General features: G+C 61.6%; 12 protein-coding genes. 5 read left to right on the plus strand and 7 right to left on the minus strand.

Going from position 1 to position 17,243, the window contains the following annotated elements:
* Positions 1-166 precede the first annotated feature (166 nt).
* Positions 167-2,053, minus strand: a complete 1,887-nt coding sequence (locus V6L75_RS10760; protein ID WP_334251519.1) for a sigma-54-dependent Fis family transcriptional regulator — start codon at positions 2,051-2,053, stop codon at positions 167-169.
* Between the two features lie 470 nt (positions 2,054-2,523).
* Between V6L75_RS10760 and V6L75_RS10765 the strand changes: the two genes are divergently transcribed.
* From V6L75_RS10765 to V6L75_RS10780, 4 genes are all read left to right on the plus strand, one after another.
* Positions 2,524-2,733, plus strand: a complete 210-nt coding sequence (locus V6L75_RS10765) for a cold-shock protein (RefSeq protein ID WP_334251520.1) — start codon at positions 2,524-2,526, stop codon at positions 2,731-2,733.
* A 133-nt stretch (positions 2,734-2,866) separates the two neighbouring features.
* The gene (locus V6L75_RS10770; RefSeq protein ID WP_334251521.1) at positions 2,867-3,091 is read left to right on the plus strand and encodes a hypothetical protein; all 225 of its coding nucleotides are present in this window, start codon (positions 2,867-2,869) and stop codon (positions 3,089-3,091) included.
* An 88-nt stretch (positions 3,092-3,179) separates the two neighbouring features.
* The gene (locus V6L75_RS10775; RefSeq protein ID WP_334251522.1) at positions 3,180-3,560 is read left to right on the plus strand and encodes a DUF6481 family protein; all 381 of its coding nucleotides are present in this window, start codon (positions 3,180-3,182) and stop codon (positions 3,558-3,560) included.
* Between the two features lie 314 nt (positions 3,561-3,874).
* Complete coding sequence (locus V6L75_RS10780) at positions 3,875-5,017, plus strand: GGDEF domain-containing protein (protein WP_334251523.1); 1,143 nt, start codon at positions 3,875-3,877, stop codon at positions 5,015-5,017.
* Between the two features lie 31 nt (positions 5,018-5,048).
* Here V6L75_RS10780 and V6L75_RS10785 read toward each other — a convergent pair whose 3' ends face one another.
* The 6 genes from V6L75_RS10785 to V6L75_RS10810 all read right to left on the minus strand — a co-directional run bounded on the left by V6L75_RS10785 (position 5,049) and on the right by V6L75_RS10810 (position 13,950).
* Complete coding sequence (locus V6L75_RS10785) at positions 5,049-5,933, minus strand: hypothetical protein (protein WP_334251524.1); 885 nt, start codon at positions 5,931-5,933, stop codon at positions 5,049-5,051.
* Between the two features lie 3 nt (positions 5,934-5,936).
* The gene (locus V6L75_RS10790; RefSeq protein WP_334251525.1) at positions 5,937-8,918 is read right to left on the minus strand and encodes a vWA domain-containing protein; all 2,982 of its coding nucleotides are present in this window, start codon (positions 8,916-8,918) and stop codon (positions 5,937-5,939) included.
* A gap of 14 nt (positions 8,919-8,932) precedes the next feature.
* Complete coding sequence (locus V6L75_RS10795) at positions 8,933-9,919, minus strand: hypothetical protein (protein ID WP_334251526.1); 987 nt, start codon at positions 9,917-9,919, stop codon at positions 8,933-8,935.
* Positions 9,920-10,085: 166 nt separating this feature from the next.
* Positions 10,086-11,039, minus strand: a complete 954-nt coding sequence (locus V6L75_RS10800) for a helix-turn-helix transcriptional regulator (protein ID WP_334251527.1) — start codon at positions 11,037-11,039, stop codon at positions 10,086-10,088.
* 241 nt (positions 11,040-11,280) lie between these two features.
* A complete protein-coding gene (locus tag V6L75_RS10805; protein ID WP_334251528.1) occupies positions 11,281-12,912 on the minus strand; it encodes a methyl-accepting chemotaxis protein in 1,632 nt (543 codons plus the stop codon).
* A 327-nt stretch (positions 12,913-13,239) separates the two neighbouring features.
* Entirely contained in the window at positions 13,240-13,950 is a 711-nt protein-coding gene (locus V6L75_RS10810; protein WP_334251529.1) for a substrate-binding periplasmic protein, read from the minus strand.
* A 939-nt stretch (positions 13,951-14,889) separates the two neighbouring features.
* Here V6L75_RS10810 and V6L75_RS10815 point away from each other — a divergent pair.
* The gene (locus tag V6L75_RS10815) at positions 14,890-17,202 is read left to right on the plus strand and encodes an autotransporter outer membrane beta-barrel domain-containing protein (protein ID WP_334251530.1); all 2,313 of its coding nucleotides are present in this window, start codon (positions 14,890-14,892) and stop codon (positions 17,200-17,202) included.
* Positions 17,203-17,243: the final 41 nt, after the last annotated feature.

Below are 17,243 nucleotides of genomic sequence, written 5' to 3' on the forward strand. Positions count from 1 at the left end.
CGCGCAAACTCCTCACAATCCTCAATGCCATGCTCCGGGAGAACGCCACATTCAGACATCAATGAAACAGTTGCCGGATCTCCGCTCCGCTGCGTCCGGGACGACGCCGGGTGTGTGGCGCGGCACAGGCTACGCTACAATCGCGCCCATCAAAGGCTCCGCCCCCCTAATGCGGCCGGCCGATGCCCAGGCGTCTCATCCGGCGGTGCAAGGTGGTGCGGTCGATGCCGAGCCGCCGCGCGGCCTCAGACACATTGCCCTTGCAAGAGGTGAGCATGGCGAGCAGGCCGTCCCCGTCATTGCCTTCTGTAGCGGCATGGGGCGAAAGGGTCAGCTGCTCCGGCAGATCCTCCACCCCGATCACGCCATCCTCGCAAAGTGCGGCGGCAAAGGCGATGGCGTTGTCCAGCTCGCGGATGTTACCCGGCCAGGAATGGGCGAGCAGCAGCGCTCTGGCCTCCGGCGAAAGCCGCAAGGGGCTCCCACCGGCAGAGTGCTTTTCGAGGAGGCGGGCGAGCAGCCAGGGAAAGTCCTCCCGCCCGGACAGCGGCGGCAGCGGCAGAACGGCGGCATTCAGCCGGTAATAGAGATCCTCGCGGAAACTTCCTGCCGCAACAAGGGCCGCCAGTGGCCGGTGAGAGGCGGAGATGACGCGGAAACTCACCTTGCGCGGCACTGAGCCGCCCACGGGCAGTACCTCGCCTTCCGCCAGAACCCTGAGCAGGCGGCTCTGCGCGGCAAAGGGCATGTCGCCGATCTCGTCCAGGAACAGCGTGCCACCCTTCGCCTCTTCCACCAGCCCCTTGCGCCCCTTGGCAAGCGCTCCGGTGAAGGCGCCCGGCGCATAGCCGAACAGCTCGCTCTCGATCAGCTGTTCCGGGATGGCGGCACAGTTGACGGCGACGAACCGGCCGGAAACGCCGCTGACCTCATGGATGATCCGTGCCAGATGCTCCTTGCCGGTGCCCGTCTGCCCCTGCAGCAGCACAGGCAGCCGTGCAGGCGCCAGTTTCATGACCTTGCGCCTCAGGCTGTCGATCGCCGGACAGGTCCCGCCCAGCCGGCTCAGCGCGGGCAAGGCACGCGGCAGGCGGGCCGCCGGCTGGCCTGCAATGCGCTGCTGCGGCTCGATGGCATGGGCATAGAGGAACGCGCCGCCGCGCAGGGCAATCCTGCGGTCCTGCGGCAGGCTGGCCCGGGTCAGCGAAGCGAGCTCGCCAAACTCCGCTTCAAAGAAATCCGTGACCAGCTGCCCCAGCAGCAATTCGGGCCTGCGCCAGTCGAGACCACGCGAGGCGGCCAGAAGCTTTGCACCGCCATGCGTCATGCCGGTGATGCGCCCTGCCCCGTCAACGGCAATCGCCGCTTCAGGGTCCACATCAAGGAACTCCGGCGCTCCGGCAAAGCGCAGCACAAGATCGTGGCGGCTGCTCGCCATCAGGTTGGCCAGCTCGATCCGCCTCACCGTGGAAGAGACCAGATGCCGGGCCATGTTCTGGCTGGCCTTGAGGATCGGCGAGCTCAAGAGCGAAATGTCGAGTACCGCCGCAAGTGCGCCCTGCGTGTCATAGATGGGCGCAGCGGTGCAGGACAGCGGCGTGTGGGTGATGTCGAAATGGTCGCTCTGGTGGATCGTCAGCGGCTCGCCGGTGGTGATACAGGCCCCCACCGCACAGGTTCCGGCACGCGGCTCGGACCATTCGGAGCCCAGATAAAGCCCTGCCTTGCGCAGGCTGTTGTTGAAGGACGGATCGCCCAGAAACTCGACGGTGACGCCCTGCCGGTCCGACAGCAGCAGGACGTAGTTCTGCTCCGCCACCTGCCGGTAGAGCCGCTCCAGTCCGGACCTTGCAATATGCACAAGATCCTCGGCCTGCTGCCTGTGCTCGCGCAGCCGCGTCTCGGACACGATCACCGCCTCGCGCGCCTTCGCCGGATCAAGCTGGTAGGTCTCCAGGCAGCGCCGCCAGGACGCAACAACCACGGCATCCCTGCCCGTGTTGCTGCCCTGCCCGACGCGTTCGATTTCCTTGATATGATCGGAAAAGCCCATCAATCACCGGCCCACGCGGACCGCCTCCCGTGATCTTTGGCTGGATCATAGCCGGGATTGTCTGAACTGCCTAATCTTCGCAGCTCATCCTCTGGCCCCGTCAGAACAGGACAAGGCCCTGTTCGAAGGAGCTCCGGCGGACGCGCCCGGCGGCAGCCCCTCCCAAATCCACGAAGCCTCACCTCCTGAAGCCCTACAACGCCGGTATCCGCCTTACGAATAAGAAGATTCAGATACGTTTTTTCGGCTGAAATCCTGCGTATTTTTTGCTTTATCCATGTTTTCCAAAAACAAAATTTGACAAATCGGATCAAAAACTGTATGTATTTTTCATCGATATCTTTTTTGCTGAGCTTTGGTTATCACGCGATCAACATCGCGCTGAACGAACACTCCCTCTAAAGCATCGTTATCACCGCTTGCAGGCCTTCCGGCTTGCGGGTTTTCTCTATGCTATGAAAGGGTTCATCATGACCACTGGCACAGTAAAATGGTTCAATTCCACCAAGGGTTTCGGCTTCATCGAGCCTGACAATGGCGGCCCGGACGCCTTCGTCCACATCTCCGCCGTCGAACGGTCCGGCATGCGCGAGATCGTGGAAGGCCAGAAGGTTTCCTATGACATGGAGCGCGACAACAAGTCGGGCAAGATGTCTGCCTGCAATCTGCAGGCCGCCTGATAGATCCGGGATCTGCTTTCCCTTGACCACGGATGTACTGGCATTGCCGAAAGCATGAGACCAAACAAGGTCAGGCAATTTGCCTGGCCTTTTTTGTTGCCTGCAGCAGCGGGCAACTTCCGGAAGGACCCCCATGACCGACAAGCACAGCAAGTCCCGCCAGCAGGCAGAAACGGCCTTTGGCCGGGAACAGTCGCAGTTCTTTGCCCGCACCCGTGCCTTTGAAGAGCTGGATGCGATCACTGCTGCACGCGACGAAAAGACCATGAGACTGCGGGAAGCACGGCTTGCCAGGGAACTGAGTGACAGCCTCGCAGCTGCCGCCAGATCCCCGGCAAAACGGACGAAACGGACCTGATAACAGAGCCTTATGGCAGACCCGCTGCACCGGCAGCTGGTGCCCTTGCATGAAAAGCCAAGGCGGAACCGCCTGATGGAGTGAAGACTTGAGAGACATGACGAACAACGGCCATTCCGGCCGCCGCAGCACCGCTTCCGACGCGAAGGCAGCCCTTGTGCAGGCTTACCGCGCAGCAAAGGAAGCAGCCGGACCGGAGCGCGAAGCAAAGCAGGCCGAGCGGATCAGGATCGCGGAGGCCCGCGACGCACGCCGGGCAGAACGCGCAAAGGCAAAGCTGGAAGAGCAAAACCGGGCTGCAACCGAAGCCGCCCTCAAGGCCGCCGAAGCGGAGGCCGCAGCCAGAGCCGAAACCGAAGCGCGCGAACTGGCCGACAGGAACCGCGCCGCCCGCGTTCTGGAAGATGAAGCTGCCCGCAAGGCAGAGCGTGACCGGCGCTATGCCAACCGCAAGGCCCGTCAGGCCTGAGCATCGGCCCAGCATCCGGTCCGGCGCTCCTCGTCAAGGAGCCATCCTTGAGAGCGCATCCTGTTAAGGCGTTTCCGGATCGCGCTGTACCATAAATCTTGCCTTGCCTTGTCATTGCCGCTGTGCCTGACAAGGCGACGCCCTCACCTGCCTTTGTGCCGCAAGGCGCGAAGTCCTGCCTCCCGGTCCAGACCGCAACGCCGGAGCTGGCACCGGAGGTACTGCAACAGGCAGTCAGGAAAGCCTTCACACTTAGGCATTATCCAGACCGGACAAAACGCAAACGGCCAAATCCACGTCCGGGCGGCAGAACGATGAACGGCGCAGCATTCTTTCTGATGGTAAACTTCGCTGTGGCCTTGTCGTTCAGCGCTGTGTTCTTCGTTGTCGCACAGCGCAGCACATCCCCGTTGGCGGGCAGATGGCTCGGCGCCGGCTTTGCTGTCGCATCACTTTCGGCCCTCTGCGAACTGCTGGTTGCCTATGCGGGGCCACCTAGGCTGTGGGCGCTGGGAGCCTTTGCGTCCGTCTTGTGCGGATTGGTCATGATGACCGTCGGGATCGGCGAGATGTACCGCCGCAGGGTTGATGCCAGAGGCATTGCCGTTTTCCTGCCGGCAGCCCTGTTCATGGCCTATGTGATCTATGATCTGCCTCGAGGCACCCCACTGCATGCGTTCCTCTACCAAGGCCCATTTGCCTTCGCGGTTCTGGCCGGAGCTCAGATCGTGATCTCAGCCCCCCAACGGACCGGGCTCGACAGATTTCTTGGTTTTCTGCTGCTGTTCACCGGCCTGCATTTTCTGGCAAAGGCGGGGCTGGCTGTCGCCTTTGGTGCGGGCACGACCGCCAAGGACTATGTCCACACGAACTATGCACTCATCTCGCAAAGCCTGACGGCTGTGTTGATGGTGGTAAGCGGATTGACGCTGCTTGCGAAACTCGTTCTGGAGATCATGGCTCTGCAGCGGACGGAATCTGAGATCGACATTCTCTCAGGCCTTGCAAACCGGCGCGGCTTTGACCGGCGGGTCGATGCGCTGCGCCGCGAAGACCCGCAAGGCCCCCATGCTGTCATCCTGTGTGATCTGGACCATTTCAAGCAGATCAACGACACGTTCGGCCACCCGACCGGTGATGCGGTGATCAGAAGTTTTGGCCAGCGTCTGCAGTCCTGCCAAGTTGCAAAGGCTGTGGCCGGACGCATGGGAGGAGAGGAGTTTGCCCTGTTCCTGCCCGGGACGGATATCGATGCTGCCGTACAGATCGCACAGCGCTTGCGGCTGGAGGTCATGTCTCTGCCGGACCTGCCGCGTGACCTCAAGGTGACTGCCAGCTTTGGCGTCGCCCCGGTGCCCTTCCAGACAAGCCTTGCAGAGGCCTGCCGCCTCGCCGATCAGGCGCTTTACCGGGCCAAGAATGCCGGACGGAACAGGGTCAAGCTGGCGGCAGGTTAGCCCAGCCGCCAGCTTCCTTGACCGGAGTTCTTCAATTTCCAACACGCACCCATGAATTGACGACGGTCATGCGGCAATTGGATGAACCGCCCATCACTGCGGCAGCTTCGGGCGGCAGTTTGATGTGCTGAGTCACGGCATGCTCAATCTCAGCATCGCTCTTCACCGTCAGCTTCCAGAACATCTTCCAAAGCCCGGCGCCTTCAATCGCCGCCGTCCTGGAAAGTTCGGGGAATACTTCCGCTTCCCAGGAGTCAGGCCCGGCACGGCGCCACGTGATGGTGCTTAGCCCCTCTGCGGCGAGCCTTTTGGTCAGCTCAAGCTGGTCAGGATGGAACGGCACCCTGTAAGTCAACGGGCGCGGTGCCATCATCTCGGGCTTCAGTCCGGTTCCCATGGGTCCATATTGCTGCATCATCTGCGGGCACCCCTCGAAGCGGGCCGTACCGAGGCGGGCCTGCCAGAGGCCCGATCGCGGCTGGATACCAGCAGCGGGTTCATCAGGAAACAGCTCTATGGGTGGCTTTCCGGGGGGCAGTTCCTCAGGCGGCTTTCCGGGGGGGAGCTCCCTAGGCGGCGGATCATCGGGGAGACGTTCGAGGTCGCGCGGCATGCCGGCAGGTGCGCAACGTTCAGAGCCGGTGTAGACATAGCTGTTGATACCATAGACGACTGCAATTTCGTCCGGGGTATGGCCGGGGCCGATCCACTGCGTCTTCGATGAGCGTTCATCGATTATCAGAACATCCAGTGCCGAGGACGCCGGACCGGCGCGGTTTTCCATTGCGCCCCGTGCTTCCGGGCCGACATCGTTCCACCTTGCGTTTCCTTTTTCATCAATGGCGATGACAGGCGGCTCACAGGCCATTGCGGAAGAACCAAGTAAAGTGGCAATGGCAGTTATCAGAACTCGCATGGCTCAATTCCTCCCGATAAGGTCAAGCAGGGCTTTCATTTCGTCGGGCGCGAGTGTCCGCGGCGGGCTTGCCTGCAAGGCGGGTTTGCGGTCCTGAGGCGCTGGCGGAACGATCATGTTGATGATCAGGCTGCTTTCCTCCTGCGGGATATTTGAGGTGAATTCGCAGATCTCATCGCCGGGCTGGAGTGGCTGGCAATTCTGGCCTCCCGGCTGATTGAGCCCCATCAGCTTGAAGTTGCCGCTGCGATCCATATCCCAGAACCAGGTGCGCACACGGCCATCCGGCAGCGTTTCGCCTAACTCCACCGACCAGCGCGCGGGTAGATGACCTGAAACCGGCGAGCCTTTGAAACCGAACTCACAAGGTTCGTCTCCACAGCGGCGCAGAACCTTTCCGGTGGTCAGCGTGAATTGCAGGGTACGGAAAACGCTGGCAAGCTTTTCGTCTCCCCGGTCCGGGTCCGTGCATAACCGGCCAACGCGGGTGATTTCGCACCCCCGCTCCCCCAAGGGCCAATCGGCGGGATTGAGCCAGATCGAATGGGTGGAACCGGTGTTTTCTGCAAATTCGACACGCGGAAAAGGCGCAGCCGGGGTGACGTCCGCCACCCAGCCTTCCGGGAGATAAAAGGCAAGATTGGTGGCCGCATCGCGCATGTCGCAGCTGTCAACCGTCTTGTCGCCGGGCAGGCAGCGATGGGGATAATCCGTCCAGGCCTTGCCGCCGGCCTCCTTGCCGTTTTCACAATGATCCGGCCCGTGCCCCTGACTGTCACCGCAACCGCCCGCCTCCGCAGGAGCGGTGCCCTGTGCCGCTCCCTGGACGGCGCCAAGCAGTGCCCCCATCATGGCCTTCTGGTCGATTTCGCCATTCGGCCCGGCGTTCTGCGCGGCCCCCAGAAGCGCACCGATCATCGCCTTGGTCTGGGCGTCCTGACCGGCAAGACCCTGCTGGACGCTTGCCGCAAAACCTGTTTGATCAGCTTGCGTCGTTTTAGCCGCTTGAGGCTGCTCCCATTTCAATGTCGCCTTGACGAGCTGAAAGGCCGCCAGCACCTGCGGATCGGTGCTTTCAAACATGCAGAACTGGCCAAGGGTGCCCACCTCATCGCAAGGCCCGTTCATGGCCAGCCACTGACGCGGACCAAGAACCAGAGTGTCGTCAGCACCATGGCGGAAAAAGTTGACGCGAGGAGGAAAGGTCTCACCCGATGCCTGCGCACCTGCCGTATACCCTTCCGTTACGGGCTGGTCCGTCCACCAGCCGGCAGGCAGCATGAAAGACAGGCCGGTACTGCCGTCAGTGATGGAGCATGGTGCCGGACCATCGCAGGAATAGACCGCCTCTCCATCCGCGCCAGAAGCTGCGCCCGGGACTGGGGCTGAACCAGCCTCAGCCTTCTTCTGCCGTGGCGCACCTCCGCCGCCGGTAGCGTTCGAGGTGCCGACCTCAATGGAGACCCGCGCCTTTTCCTTCCGCTCGCCAGAAGCATCATAGCCCTTGTAGACAAGGTCATAGGTGCCCGGTTCAGAGGGGGCGTTCAGAGACTGGCCCGCAGCAAGTTCACTGAGTGTCCGGCCCCAGTCGATCTGCTGCTCGCCCTGCCAGATCTCGATGCCGTCACTGCGCAACTGGCTGCCGCGAGTCTCAATGGCGATAGGACTGCCCGGCTCGACCGCCGCCGGCGCCGTGAGGGTGACGGCTGGATCAGGCTCGACAACAATTTCCATTTCGTCGAGTTTATCGCCACCCCAGGTTTCCAGCCGCAGAGTATACTCACCGGGCGCGGCAAGCTCGATTGCCGCGTCCTTGGCTCCCTCGGTCCCCTCGACCGTGCTGTAGGTAATCGCTGACCCTTCGGTCACATTCCCCGCAGGGTAGAGCCGCAAGGCCAGGGCTGCGCCCCCCGTCTCCGTTCCCTCGGCGAGGACACCCAGTTCGATCTGGGCAACGCCAACGGCGTAGGGCCCCCGGTTGATCATGCCTGCCTTGCCCGGCTGAAAAGCTGGCTCTTCAAGCGGCCGGACAAAGAGGATGGCATCCGGTTTGAAGCCCGAGACCCAGCCGTCTTCCGGCGGCGACACGGCCCAGTCCATCTCAGTCGAGTAACTGTAGAGGCGGCAGCGCGGCTCTTCGACGAAATAGCTGCCGGGCGGTTCGAAATTCCAGGCTGCGGCATTGGCATCTGCCTCCGCCAGGGCGCGGCAGTCCTCCGCCGTGCCGGTGCGGGGAAAATCCGGCTGTGCAGGCACGGCAGTTTCGGCACCGATCGCCGCACCTGTCGGCTGCAACTGGATGGAAGGCATCAAGGGCTTGCCGGGGAAATGAGTGTTTGCCTTAGGCGGTTCCATGCTGATGGCTTCAGTCAAGGCATCAGCCAGTTCGCCCGCATTGGCCGCCTCGATGTAGCGCCCGCCGGTGTTTTCAGCGAGGCACGCCACCTGCGCGCCCTCCTCTTTCGTCAGTCCGAACCCCACGACATGTGCAGTGAAATTGACGCCAGCCGCCTCCAGTTCCGAGGCCAGGGCACAAGGGTCAGCCTCACAGGTTTCAAGCCCGTCGGTGACAAGGACAACGGTGGCGCTTTCCTCGCCATAGCGCAGCGCCTCTGCCGCCTGCCGGACGGCAGCCGAAAGCGGTGTCTTGCCGAGAAAGCGCATGGAGTTGACGGCATTGACGACCGCAGCTCCGCTTCCTTGTCCGGGCGGCACCAGAAGCTCGATGTCGCCGCAATTGCCCTTGGACCGGTGGCCATAGGCCAGCAGCCCCAGTTCCTGCTGCGCGGGAATGCCTTGCACCACCCTGGCAACAGCCTCGCGGGCAATCTCCAGCTTGGCCCGCCCGTCGATCTGGCCCCACATGGAACCAGAGCCATCCATGACAATGATGGTGCGCGGGGCCTCCTGTGCCACAGCGGCCAGTGGCGGGCAAAAGATGGTTGCCGCCAGCAGGGCAGCCGTTTTGAGTTGGATGCTCTTCATAACCGGTAATCTCCTCATGCGGATGCGGCTGTCGGCCGGTCAGCACCGGAACGTCCTGAAACCCAGTCGCGCGCCTTGCCGCCAATTTCCCTGAACTTGGCCGACAGATCCTGCAGCCGGGCGCGCCATGCCGGATCCGGCACCTGTCCTTCTGTTGTTCTGAAAAAGACCTGCATCATGCAGGTGACAGCCAGCGGCTCCAGCAGCGCTGCCTTGAAGGCCCAGGCAAAGAGAATGGCAAAGACCAGCCCGCCTGCGCTGAGCGCACCAGGCATCAGGTAGACAACGGCTGCCGCAGGGGCGAGCGCCAGCAGAAACACCAGGAAGGACAGGCCATAGATCATCACCGCCAGCCAGGCGGCATTACGGAACATGGTCTTGTAGTTCTGCCCGTAGAGCACCAGCGCCTCTTCCGCCGAGGCCCAGGGATTGGCTGCGCGGGTGCGCATGGCATGGGCCAGGATCACCTCGTCCGTGAAGCCGATCGCCACTTTCAAGAAATTGCGCAGCAGCCCCGCCGCAGCCTGCAGACCGGGAATGGGCAACAGCGAAGCAATGCCTTCGAGAAGCCCGGCGATGGCGGAAATGACGCCCTTGACCAGCTGGTCGATGCCGAAAAGCAGACTGGCCTGCGCAAAGCGCTCACGCACCATGCGGCTGCCATAGGCCACCTGCCCTTCCCCGTCCGGCAGGGCACGTCCATCCATCAGCTCGACAAGAACGGCAATATGCCCAGCCTTGACGATGTAAAGCACATATTCGCGCAGCAGATAGAGCACCGCCGCCACAAGGCCGAAACCCGTGATGCCCCCCAAAGCCGTGCTGGAAGCCATAAAATCCTCATCGCCCAGCTGGCCAACACCATAGCCGATGGCTACGCCCGTACCCGTAGCAATGACATAGGCGCAGGCCATGCCGAAATAGACCGCCATGCGGAAAAGAAGAAAGGGCGCCGTACGCGCCATGAGTGCAAAAGCACCGGTCAGGCTGAAATCCCACATCCAGAAAATCCTCGAATGGCCATGCCCGGACCGCCCGCCGGCAAGACAGGCAGCAGCAGCATCGTGAAAAAAGACTAGGATGTTAGGCCGGGACCGTCTTGGGGCTCCCGGCACCTGTTTGCGGGGACTACGGCACAAACAGGGGCCAATTTCCCCGCATATGACCTTAGAACCGGTGTGCCCGCACGTCCCTTGGCGTCATGCCGTAGGTCTGGCGGAAGCGGGCATTGAACCAGGACAGATCGCCAAAACCGGCCTCCATCGCAATCTGCGCAATATTGAGATGCTGAAAGGCCGGATCCGTCAGCATCCGGTGCGCCATGGCCAGACGCCGGGCAGCCACATAGTCGCGAAACGATGTGCCCTCGCGCTCAAACAAGGCACGCACATAGCGCGGGGAAAGGCCAAGGTGCGCGGCGACACCGTCTGCACTCAGCCCGGGTGTCACGAGGCTGCGCTCGATCTCCGCCTTCACCTGCTTCAGCCGTGCGGCCCTCAGCCCCCGTCCGGCAGCCGCCTCTGCCGCCTCCCGTGTTGCGCCAAGGGCCATCAGCGCCAGATCCTGCACATGCGCCACGCATTGCGCCGCTTCCTCGGGGGCAAGAACGGGCAGTTCGTCGTGCAGCATGCGGGCATATCCCAGAAACAGCCGCCATTGCGGCGTCAGCGGCGCTGTACGGCGCAACACCGCATCCAGCCCCGCTGCTGCCGGACCCAGATGCACCCGCGGGATGGACACATAGATGCCCTCCATGTGCTCCCCACCGAAGCGCAGGGTCCCTGGCACGTCGCCCGGATCAGCATAGACGAGGCCAGGACGCAGCACCTCCTCACGCCCGCCGGTCTGCAGGATTGTGCCACCACCGGAAAGCGGAATGTGGAACATGACGTCGTCACTGCAATCGGCCGCATGGCTCTGGCTGCGCACCGCTGTCGAGGCGGAATGCCGTCCATGCCCCACAATAAGCCCAGGCATCACCGCAATGGTTGTTTCGGAGTGAAAGTCCTGCCGGTCATCGGGGATGAAATCCACCTTGGTCATATTGGCGACCACGTTGCGGAATTCCTCAACACGCCGCGCGCGGCTGAAGTCTTTCGATCTTATCGACAGGATCGTCATGCACAGCCCCCTACCCTGCAGAAGCACCAGTCCGGCTTTCTGCTTTAAGGCACTATAGCAAATGCGGGAGAATACGGCCTGTGATGAAGGTCACGCTTGGGAAGCTGCGCGCCCTATCCTCACCGCCAGAAAATGCCGGCGGACTGGAAGCGAGGTCTGTAAAGGCCACAGCCATCAGCAAACACACTGAAAGGCTCCGGGGAGTGCCCCGGAGCCTTTGCCATTGCGCGGTTGCGCAAGATCATGCCGCGCTGACGCGGCGCAGGAAGTCGTCAATGTTGCCCGCCAGCAGGCGGGTCTTTTCGGAGACATCACCCGAGGAGCGCGACACATCCGCAGCCGCAGACGAAGTTTCCTCGACCGCATGCTTGACGCTGGTCATGTTGACCGTGATCTCACGGGTTCCGGATGCCACTTCCTGCACAGAGTTGCTGATTTCGGTCGTGGCCAGCCCCTGCTGTTCGAGTGAACGGGAGATGGCATCGGTGTATTCATTGACCCGGACCATGGTTCTGGCAATTTCGTCAATTGCAGCCACGGAGCCGGTCGAGGCGTCCTGAATGGCCGTGATCTGGGCCGCGATCTCTTCGGTGGCTTTTGACGTCTGCGTCGCCAGCTCCTTCACCTCGGCTGCCACGACGGCAAAGCCCCGGCCAGCGTCACCTGCACGCGCTGCCTCGATGGTGGCGTTGAGGGCCAGAAGGTTCGTCTGTTCTGCGATATCCTGGATGAGCTGCAGCACGGCGCCGATCTTCTGCGCCGAGGCGGCAAGACCGGCCACTTGCTCGTTGGCAGAGGCGGCCTTGGAATTGGCGGCGGCCACAACGCCGCTGGTATCGGCGATCTGACGCGAAATCTCACTGATGGAAGCCGACAGTTCTTCAGCTGCGGAGGCAACCGTCTGCACGCTGGCATAGGCCTGTTCGGTTGCCGCAGCGACGGACGCCGTACGGCTCGTGGTATCCCTCGACATGCCGAGCAGCTGGTCCGAAATCTGCGACATGGCGACGGTCGATTGCTGCACCGGTTCAAGCAGCTGGCGCGAGTCATTGCGGAAGTCTGCGACGAGCGCTTCAAGCACGGCCTGGCGCTCACGCTCCTTCTCGTAGGCTGCGGCCTGCTGCCCCTCAAGTTCGCGCTGGCGCTGACCGTTGTGCCGGAACACTTCCACGGTCTTGGCCATCTGGCCCAGCTCGTCAGCCCGGTCGAGGCAAGGCACCTCACAGTCGAGCTGGCCATCGGCCAGCGTCAGCATGGTGCGCGACAGCTGCGCAATCGGCTTGGCGATACGGCGGATCAGGAGGAACAGGCACAGCGACACGATCACGATCGCAGCCAAAGTCAAAATCAGCGAGGTTGTCAGCGCCTCGGTCCGGGCACTGGTGACGAACTGACGGTCAAACGCCACATAGGCAGCGCCAATCCGGGTCTGCTTGCCCCCCTCTTCACGTAGTATCGGCTTGATGCCAACAATGTAGCCCGGCGTCATGATGAACTTGGTGCGCCCGTCATCTGCAGGAGCCTGATCTTCCGCCGCCACATTGGCAAGCAGATCCTCGCCACTGACACCATTCCGGTCAATCACGGCAAAGATGGAGCCGCTCTCCTCCCGCACGACCGCCCAGGAGAAATGGGGATTGTCCAGCAGCGGACTGAGAACCGTCTTGGCAAGTTCCGCATTGAAATCCCAGATCGCATTGCCGAGCGCGAGATTTGAAAGCTCGGTGCTCAGCCGGATTTCGGAGCGGAAGGACGCCTCGACTGTTGCAATCTGCTTTGTGCCGGTGACGTAGGAGAATCCGGCGAAAGCGACCGCGACGACAGCAACGACAGGAGCGATGGTGGCGAACTTTACAGACTGCCAGAACTTCATTGTATATCCCCATCTCAATTCGAAGCATCGTGACCTAAATCAACAAACGAAACCTTAATTTCGCAAGCCGATAGAGATAATTATTTCCAAGTACAAAATATAAAGAAATCGAATTTACACAATGAAGCCATACTACGATCCGGCTCCATGCATAGGCACAAATAATATGCATGCACTTGTCAGAAACCCGGCAGAATCTTCTTTGCACCCAACCCAGACGGCGGAGCATTCGATTGACGCCTCAGACAAGGCCACTCAGGACCCTTCAGACAAGAAGAAGGACAACTGGCCCCGGTGCCGGAAAGTCAGCAGCCGGGGCCTCTCACCTCAGAGTCCGCTGTCAAAGGCGTCGCGCGCCTTGCGGCCTTCGTCAGAATTCTTGAAGCAGACATGCAAGCCATGCTCCTTCAACAGAACTTCATTGAAGGACAGCTTGCCGGCAACGGCTGAAACCTGGGGATCGGTCTTGGCAAGATGCTCGAAGACCAGCTTGTCGACCACAGCAGCATCCGTGCGCCCGCCGGCAGCCTTCAGGATGTTCTGGACATCACTGTCCGCCTCGTCGACCTTGATCTCACCCTTGGCGGCCATGGCATCGAACTGTTCTTCGTTGTTGTAGCCGCGCACCACGCCGATCTTGTAGGCCTTCAGATCATCCAGCGATTTCCAGGTAATGGGCTTGTCAGCAAGCTGAATGAACCCGACGGGGCTAATGCCGAAAGACTTGGAGAACAGGCAGCGGCTGCCGCCCTTGTCCGCATCGGAGTCAGAGCTGTAATATTCCGGGAAGACTCCGATCCAGGCCGGATCTTCCGCAGCCATCTTCACGGCGCGGTTCCAAGGAAAAACCGCCACTTCCGCACTGTGACCTGCCTTTGAGAAGGTATTCTTCACCGCATCAGGGCTGGTGCCAGATCCGTCAGCCATGACATAGGGCGGCCACTCCAGTGTGGTCAGCTTGTAGGAGTCGGCAAGAACCGGCGATGCAGCAAGGAGCAGGGAGGCGGCGATTCCGGTCTTCAGCAAAGTGGTCGGCATATTGTCTTCCCCATATTGGAAAAATGCAAATGCAGCGCCCCTGTCCCTTTGTCTCTACCGCACCAGATCAACAGCAGCCCTGCAAAAAGGACGCTAGACTTGCTCTGTTAAAAATCCCCCAACACGCTGCGGCAGAAAGAGGCCTATCTACTTTTTTGAAAGGAAAAGAGACGGAATTATATTTGCGTCATATTTATTTCATATGAAGTGCGGGATTTTTGACGATAATTTATAAGTATATTGTCAGAATTGATAGCTCCTGACCGCTTCAGCTCTGCACCTCACACCTCCCGGGCGCGATGTCATGCGACGGCCCGCAAGGAATCACACGTGGATAACTCGCCTCCAGACGGCGCATTTTTGCCACGCCCGCCACCTGCCGGTTCTTTCCGGTGTAGCGTGAACCCGGTTTTCCTGCCCCCGGGCGGAGGAGACACGGTCTTGAATCTGTCTGACTGTTCTGTGGCCTCCAGGCCAGGGTGAAACGCAGCTGGACCAATGCCCGGACACGGCCATGCGTTCGTCCGGCGTGCTGGCCGCCGCCCCCCCCCTGCACCGCGGCAGCTGCTCAAAAGAAGTAACCGGATGCCGGAGGGGCCGATGCAACGTTCCTTGAGTTTTGCAACTCACCACGCGACACACGGGTTCCGTCAGGCGTATCACGCCTTCAAGCCCGCCCCCCGTGCTGCCCTTCTGTCAGCAGCCATGCTCTGCTTCTGCCCTGGTGCGGCACTGGCACTGAATTGCACGCGCTTCCCATCGGATTGGCCGGGCTACGAGCCGGACGAGCTGGGTACATTCGTCGCGAGCGACGAGACGATCAATGGCGACAACAGCGGCACAGCCTGCAGTCCTTCCCGAGGGGATGTTTTCATCATTGGGTGATATGGGACTTTGACCATCTCGGCTGGTGGCCAGCTCATAAGCAACCAAATAGTCGTGAGCAGTGCTTCAAATTTCCTGCCATATATTGTTGTCACGGGCACCAACTCAAAGCTTGAAACAAGTAATCTCATCATTGGAAACTATGGGCAGGGAGCCCTTAACGTTACAGATGGCGGTCAGGTTACGGTCAACGGCAACCTTTTCATTGGCCATGAACAGCAGGCCGTCACTTTTGATTATGGACGTGGCACCCACACATTTGGCCCCGAACCAAGCGCAGGCACTGTAGCCGTCACTGGCAAGGGCTCGGTGCTGCAAGCCAATGCGATCTATGTCGGGCGCGGCCAGGTCCCGGCTGGCTATTTGGGAGTGGTGAATTCAACCGGCACGCTTACCGTTTCAAATGACGGCAGCGTTACAGCATCTGGTGGAAACGGCACGATCAACATCGCCCTTGCCTCTGGCAGCACAGGCACGCTGAACATCGGTGCGGCGGCAGGTCAGCCGGCGCAGGCAGCAGGCACTGTTCAGGCAGCAGAGATCGCCTTCGGGGCCGGCACAGGTGCCGTGGTCTTCAATCACACGGACACGGATTACGTATTTGCTCCCAAGGTCAGCGGGTCCGGCACTCTGGCGTTTTACTCCGGCACCACCACGCTCACTGGCGACTACTCCGGTTTCACAGGCACGGCAGAGATCTACAAGACCGGAACCTTCAATCTCACCTCCGCCTATACCGGTAAGATCAGCCTCAACAATGGCACCGTTTTCACCGTAAACGGCACTCATAACAATAATTTTCAGGTGCTCTCAGGCGCCACACTTGGCGGCAATGGCCGCATCGGTGCTGTGACGCTCGCAGCCGGTGCCGTGCTGGCACCGGGCAACGCCAGCAACGGACTGGTGACGAACGGCATCCGCTTCGAATCCGGTTCCACCTTTCAGGTGGGCGTAAACGGCTCCAGCTTCGCAACAGCAGTTGTATCAACCGGCAAGGTGTCCATCGGCAGTGGCGCGGCGCTCTCGGTCGTGGCCGCAGACGGAGCCGCCTACAAACCGTCCACTAGCTATCCGGTCTTGACGTCGATTGACGGCCTCGAAGGCAGGTTCAGCACGGTGACTGACAACCTCGCCTTTCTGGATGCCTCGGTGGCGTACACGGCCGGGCTTGACACTCATTTTGTGACGATCACCCTCAACCGTGCCACCACGCCGGACGGGGCCTTGCTGTCCTTCGTCTCCAGAGCCTCGGGACCAAACGGCAAATCGGCTGCTGATGCAATCGGCGCCACCGGCGTGGGTGCGCTGCATGATGCCGTTCTGTCGATGCGCGAGGGCGAGACGGAGCAGGCATTCCAGATGCTGTCCGGCGAGGCCCATGCGACGGTGCAGCGCACCGTCATGTCCGCCAGCAGCACCAGCCGCAACAGCATGACGCAGCGGATCATCACCGCCACCGGCGGGGTTGGCGGGTCCACCGGGACACAGGTCTCTATGGCCTTCAACGGCAAGGGCGGCGTGCCGCTGGCAAGGCAGATTGGCGCCCAGGTCTGGAGCCAGGCCACCGGCGGCTGGGGCAGGACAGATGCCACTGCAAGCACCGCAGCTGCTGAAAGCTACGGCGGCGGCTTCCTCACTGGCGTTGATGCGGAAATCACTCCCGGCTGGCGCACAGGCATGATGGCCGGTTACTCCAGAAATCAGTTCAGCTCCTCTGCGAACCACTCCAGCGGCTCTGCCGACACCTATCAGGCCGGTCTCTATGCGGGCACGCAGATGGACGCGATCGGCCTGCGGCTGGGCGCAAGCTATGCCTGGCACACTCTGGACACCCGCCGCGATGTGGCATTCACCGGCTTTTCCAACCGGCTGGCGGCGGCCTACAGCGCCTCGACCGCGCAGGCCTTTGCCGAGATCGGCTATGCCCTGCATCTGGCCCCGGCCACCGTCGAGCCCTTTGCCGGCATTGCCGTCATCAACCAGCACACGGACGGCTTCACCGAGACCGGTGGCCCAGCAGCGCTCAGCAGCGGCAGCAGCAACGATGTTCTGGGCGTGACCACGCTGGGCCTGCGCGGTGAAACGGCCATCGGCCAGATCGGCAGCTTCACCACCTCGCTCAGCGGCTCGCTCGCCTGGCGCCACGCCTTCGGCGATGTCACTCCCTCGTCCACCCTGCGCTTTGCCAATGGGGGGGATGCCTTCACCGTCTCCGGCACGCCGCTGGACCGGGACGCGGCGCTGTTCGAGGCGGGGCTGTCTCTGAAGAACGATCAGGCCCTCGGCCTCGCCCTCGCCTACCAGAGCGAACTGGGCGCCACCACCCAAACCCACGCAGGCCGCCTCAGCCTGCAATACAGGTTCTGAAGGGCGGGAGAAACGGGGGGCGGAGTGTGCCGCACAGGCTT

Source organism: Pannonibacter anstelovis, from assembly GCF_036881715.1.
In the GTDB taxonomy this organism is placed as follows: domain Bacteria; phylum Pseudomonadota; class Alphaproteobacteria; order Rhizobiales; family Stappiaceae; genus Pannonibacter; species Pannonibacter anstelovis.

Excerpts from the sequence above, each read along its gene's own strand:
- V6L75_RS10785 (WP_334251524.1), bottom strand. The coding sequence starts at position 5,933 with ATGCGAGTTCTGATAACTGCCATTGCCACTTTACTTGGTTCTTCCGCA.
- V6L75_RS10790 (WP_334251525.1), bottom strand. The coding sequence starts at position 8,918 with ATGAAGAGCATCCAACTCAAAACGGCTGCCCTGCTGGCGGCAACCATC.
- V6L75_RS10780 (WP_334251523.1), top strand. The coding sequence starts at position 3,875 with ATGAACGGCGCAGCATTCTTTCTGATGGTAAACTTCGCTGTGGCCTTG.
- V6L75_RS10805 (WP_334251528.1), bottom strand. The coding sequence starts at position 12,912 with ATGAAGTTCTGGCAGTCTGTAAAGTTCGCCACCATCGCTCCTGTCGTT.
- V6L75_RS10760 (WP_334251519.1), bottom strand. The coding sequence starts at position 2,053 with ATGGGCTTTTCCGATCATATCAAGGAAATCGAACGCGTCGGGCAGGGC.
- V6L75_RS10795 (WP_334251526.1), bottom strand. The coding sequence starts at position 9,919 with ATGTGGGATTTCAGCCTGACCGGTGCTTTTGCACTCATGGCGCGTACG.
- V6L75_RS10770 (WP_334251521.1), top strand. The coding sequence starts at position 2,867 with ATGACCGACAAGCACAGCAAGTCCCGCCAGCAGGCAGAAACGGCCTTT.
- V6L75_RS10810 (WP_334251529.1), bottom strand. The coding sequence starts at position 13,950 with ATGCCGACCACTTTGCTGAAGACCGGAATCGCCGCCTCCCTGCTCCTT.
- V6L75_RS10765 (WP_334251520.1), top strand. The coding sequence starts at position 2,524 with ATGACCACTGGCACAGTAAAATGGTTCAATTCCACCAAGGGTTTCGGC.
- V6L75_RS10800 (WP_334251527.1), bottom strand. The coding sequence starts at position 11,039 with ATGACGATCCTGTCGATAAGATCGAAAGACTTCAGCCGCGCGCGGCGT.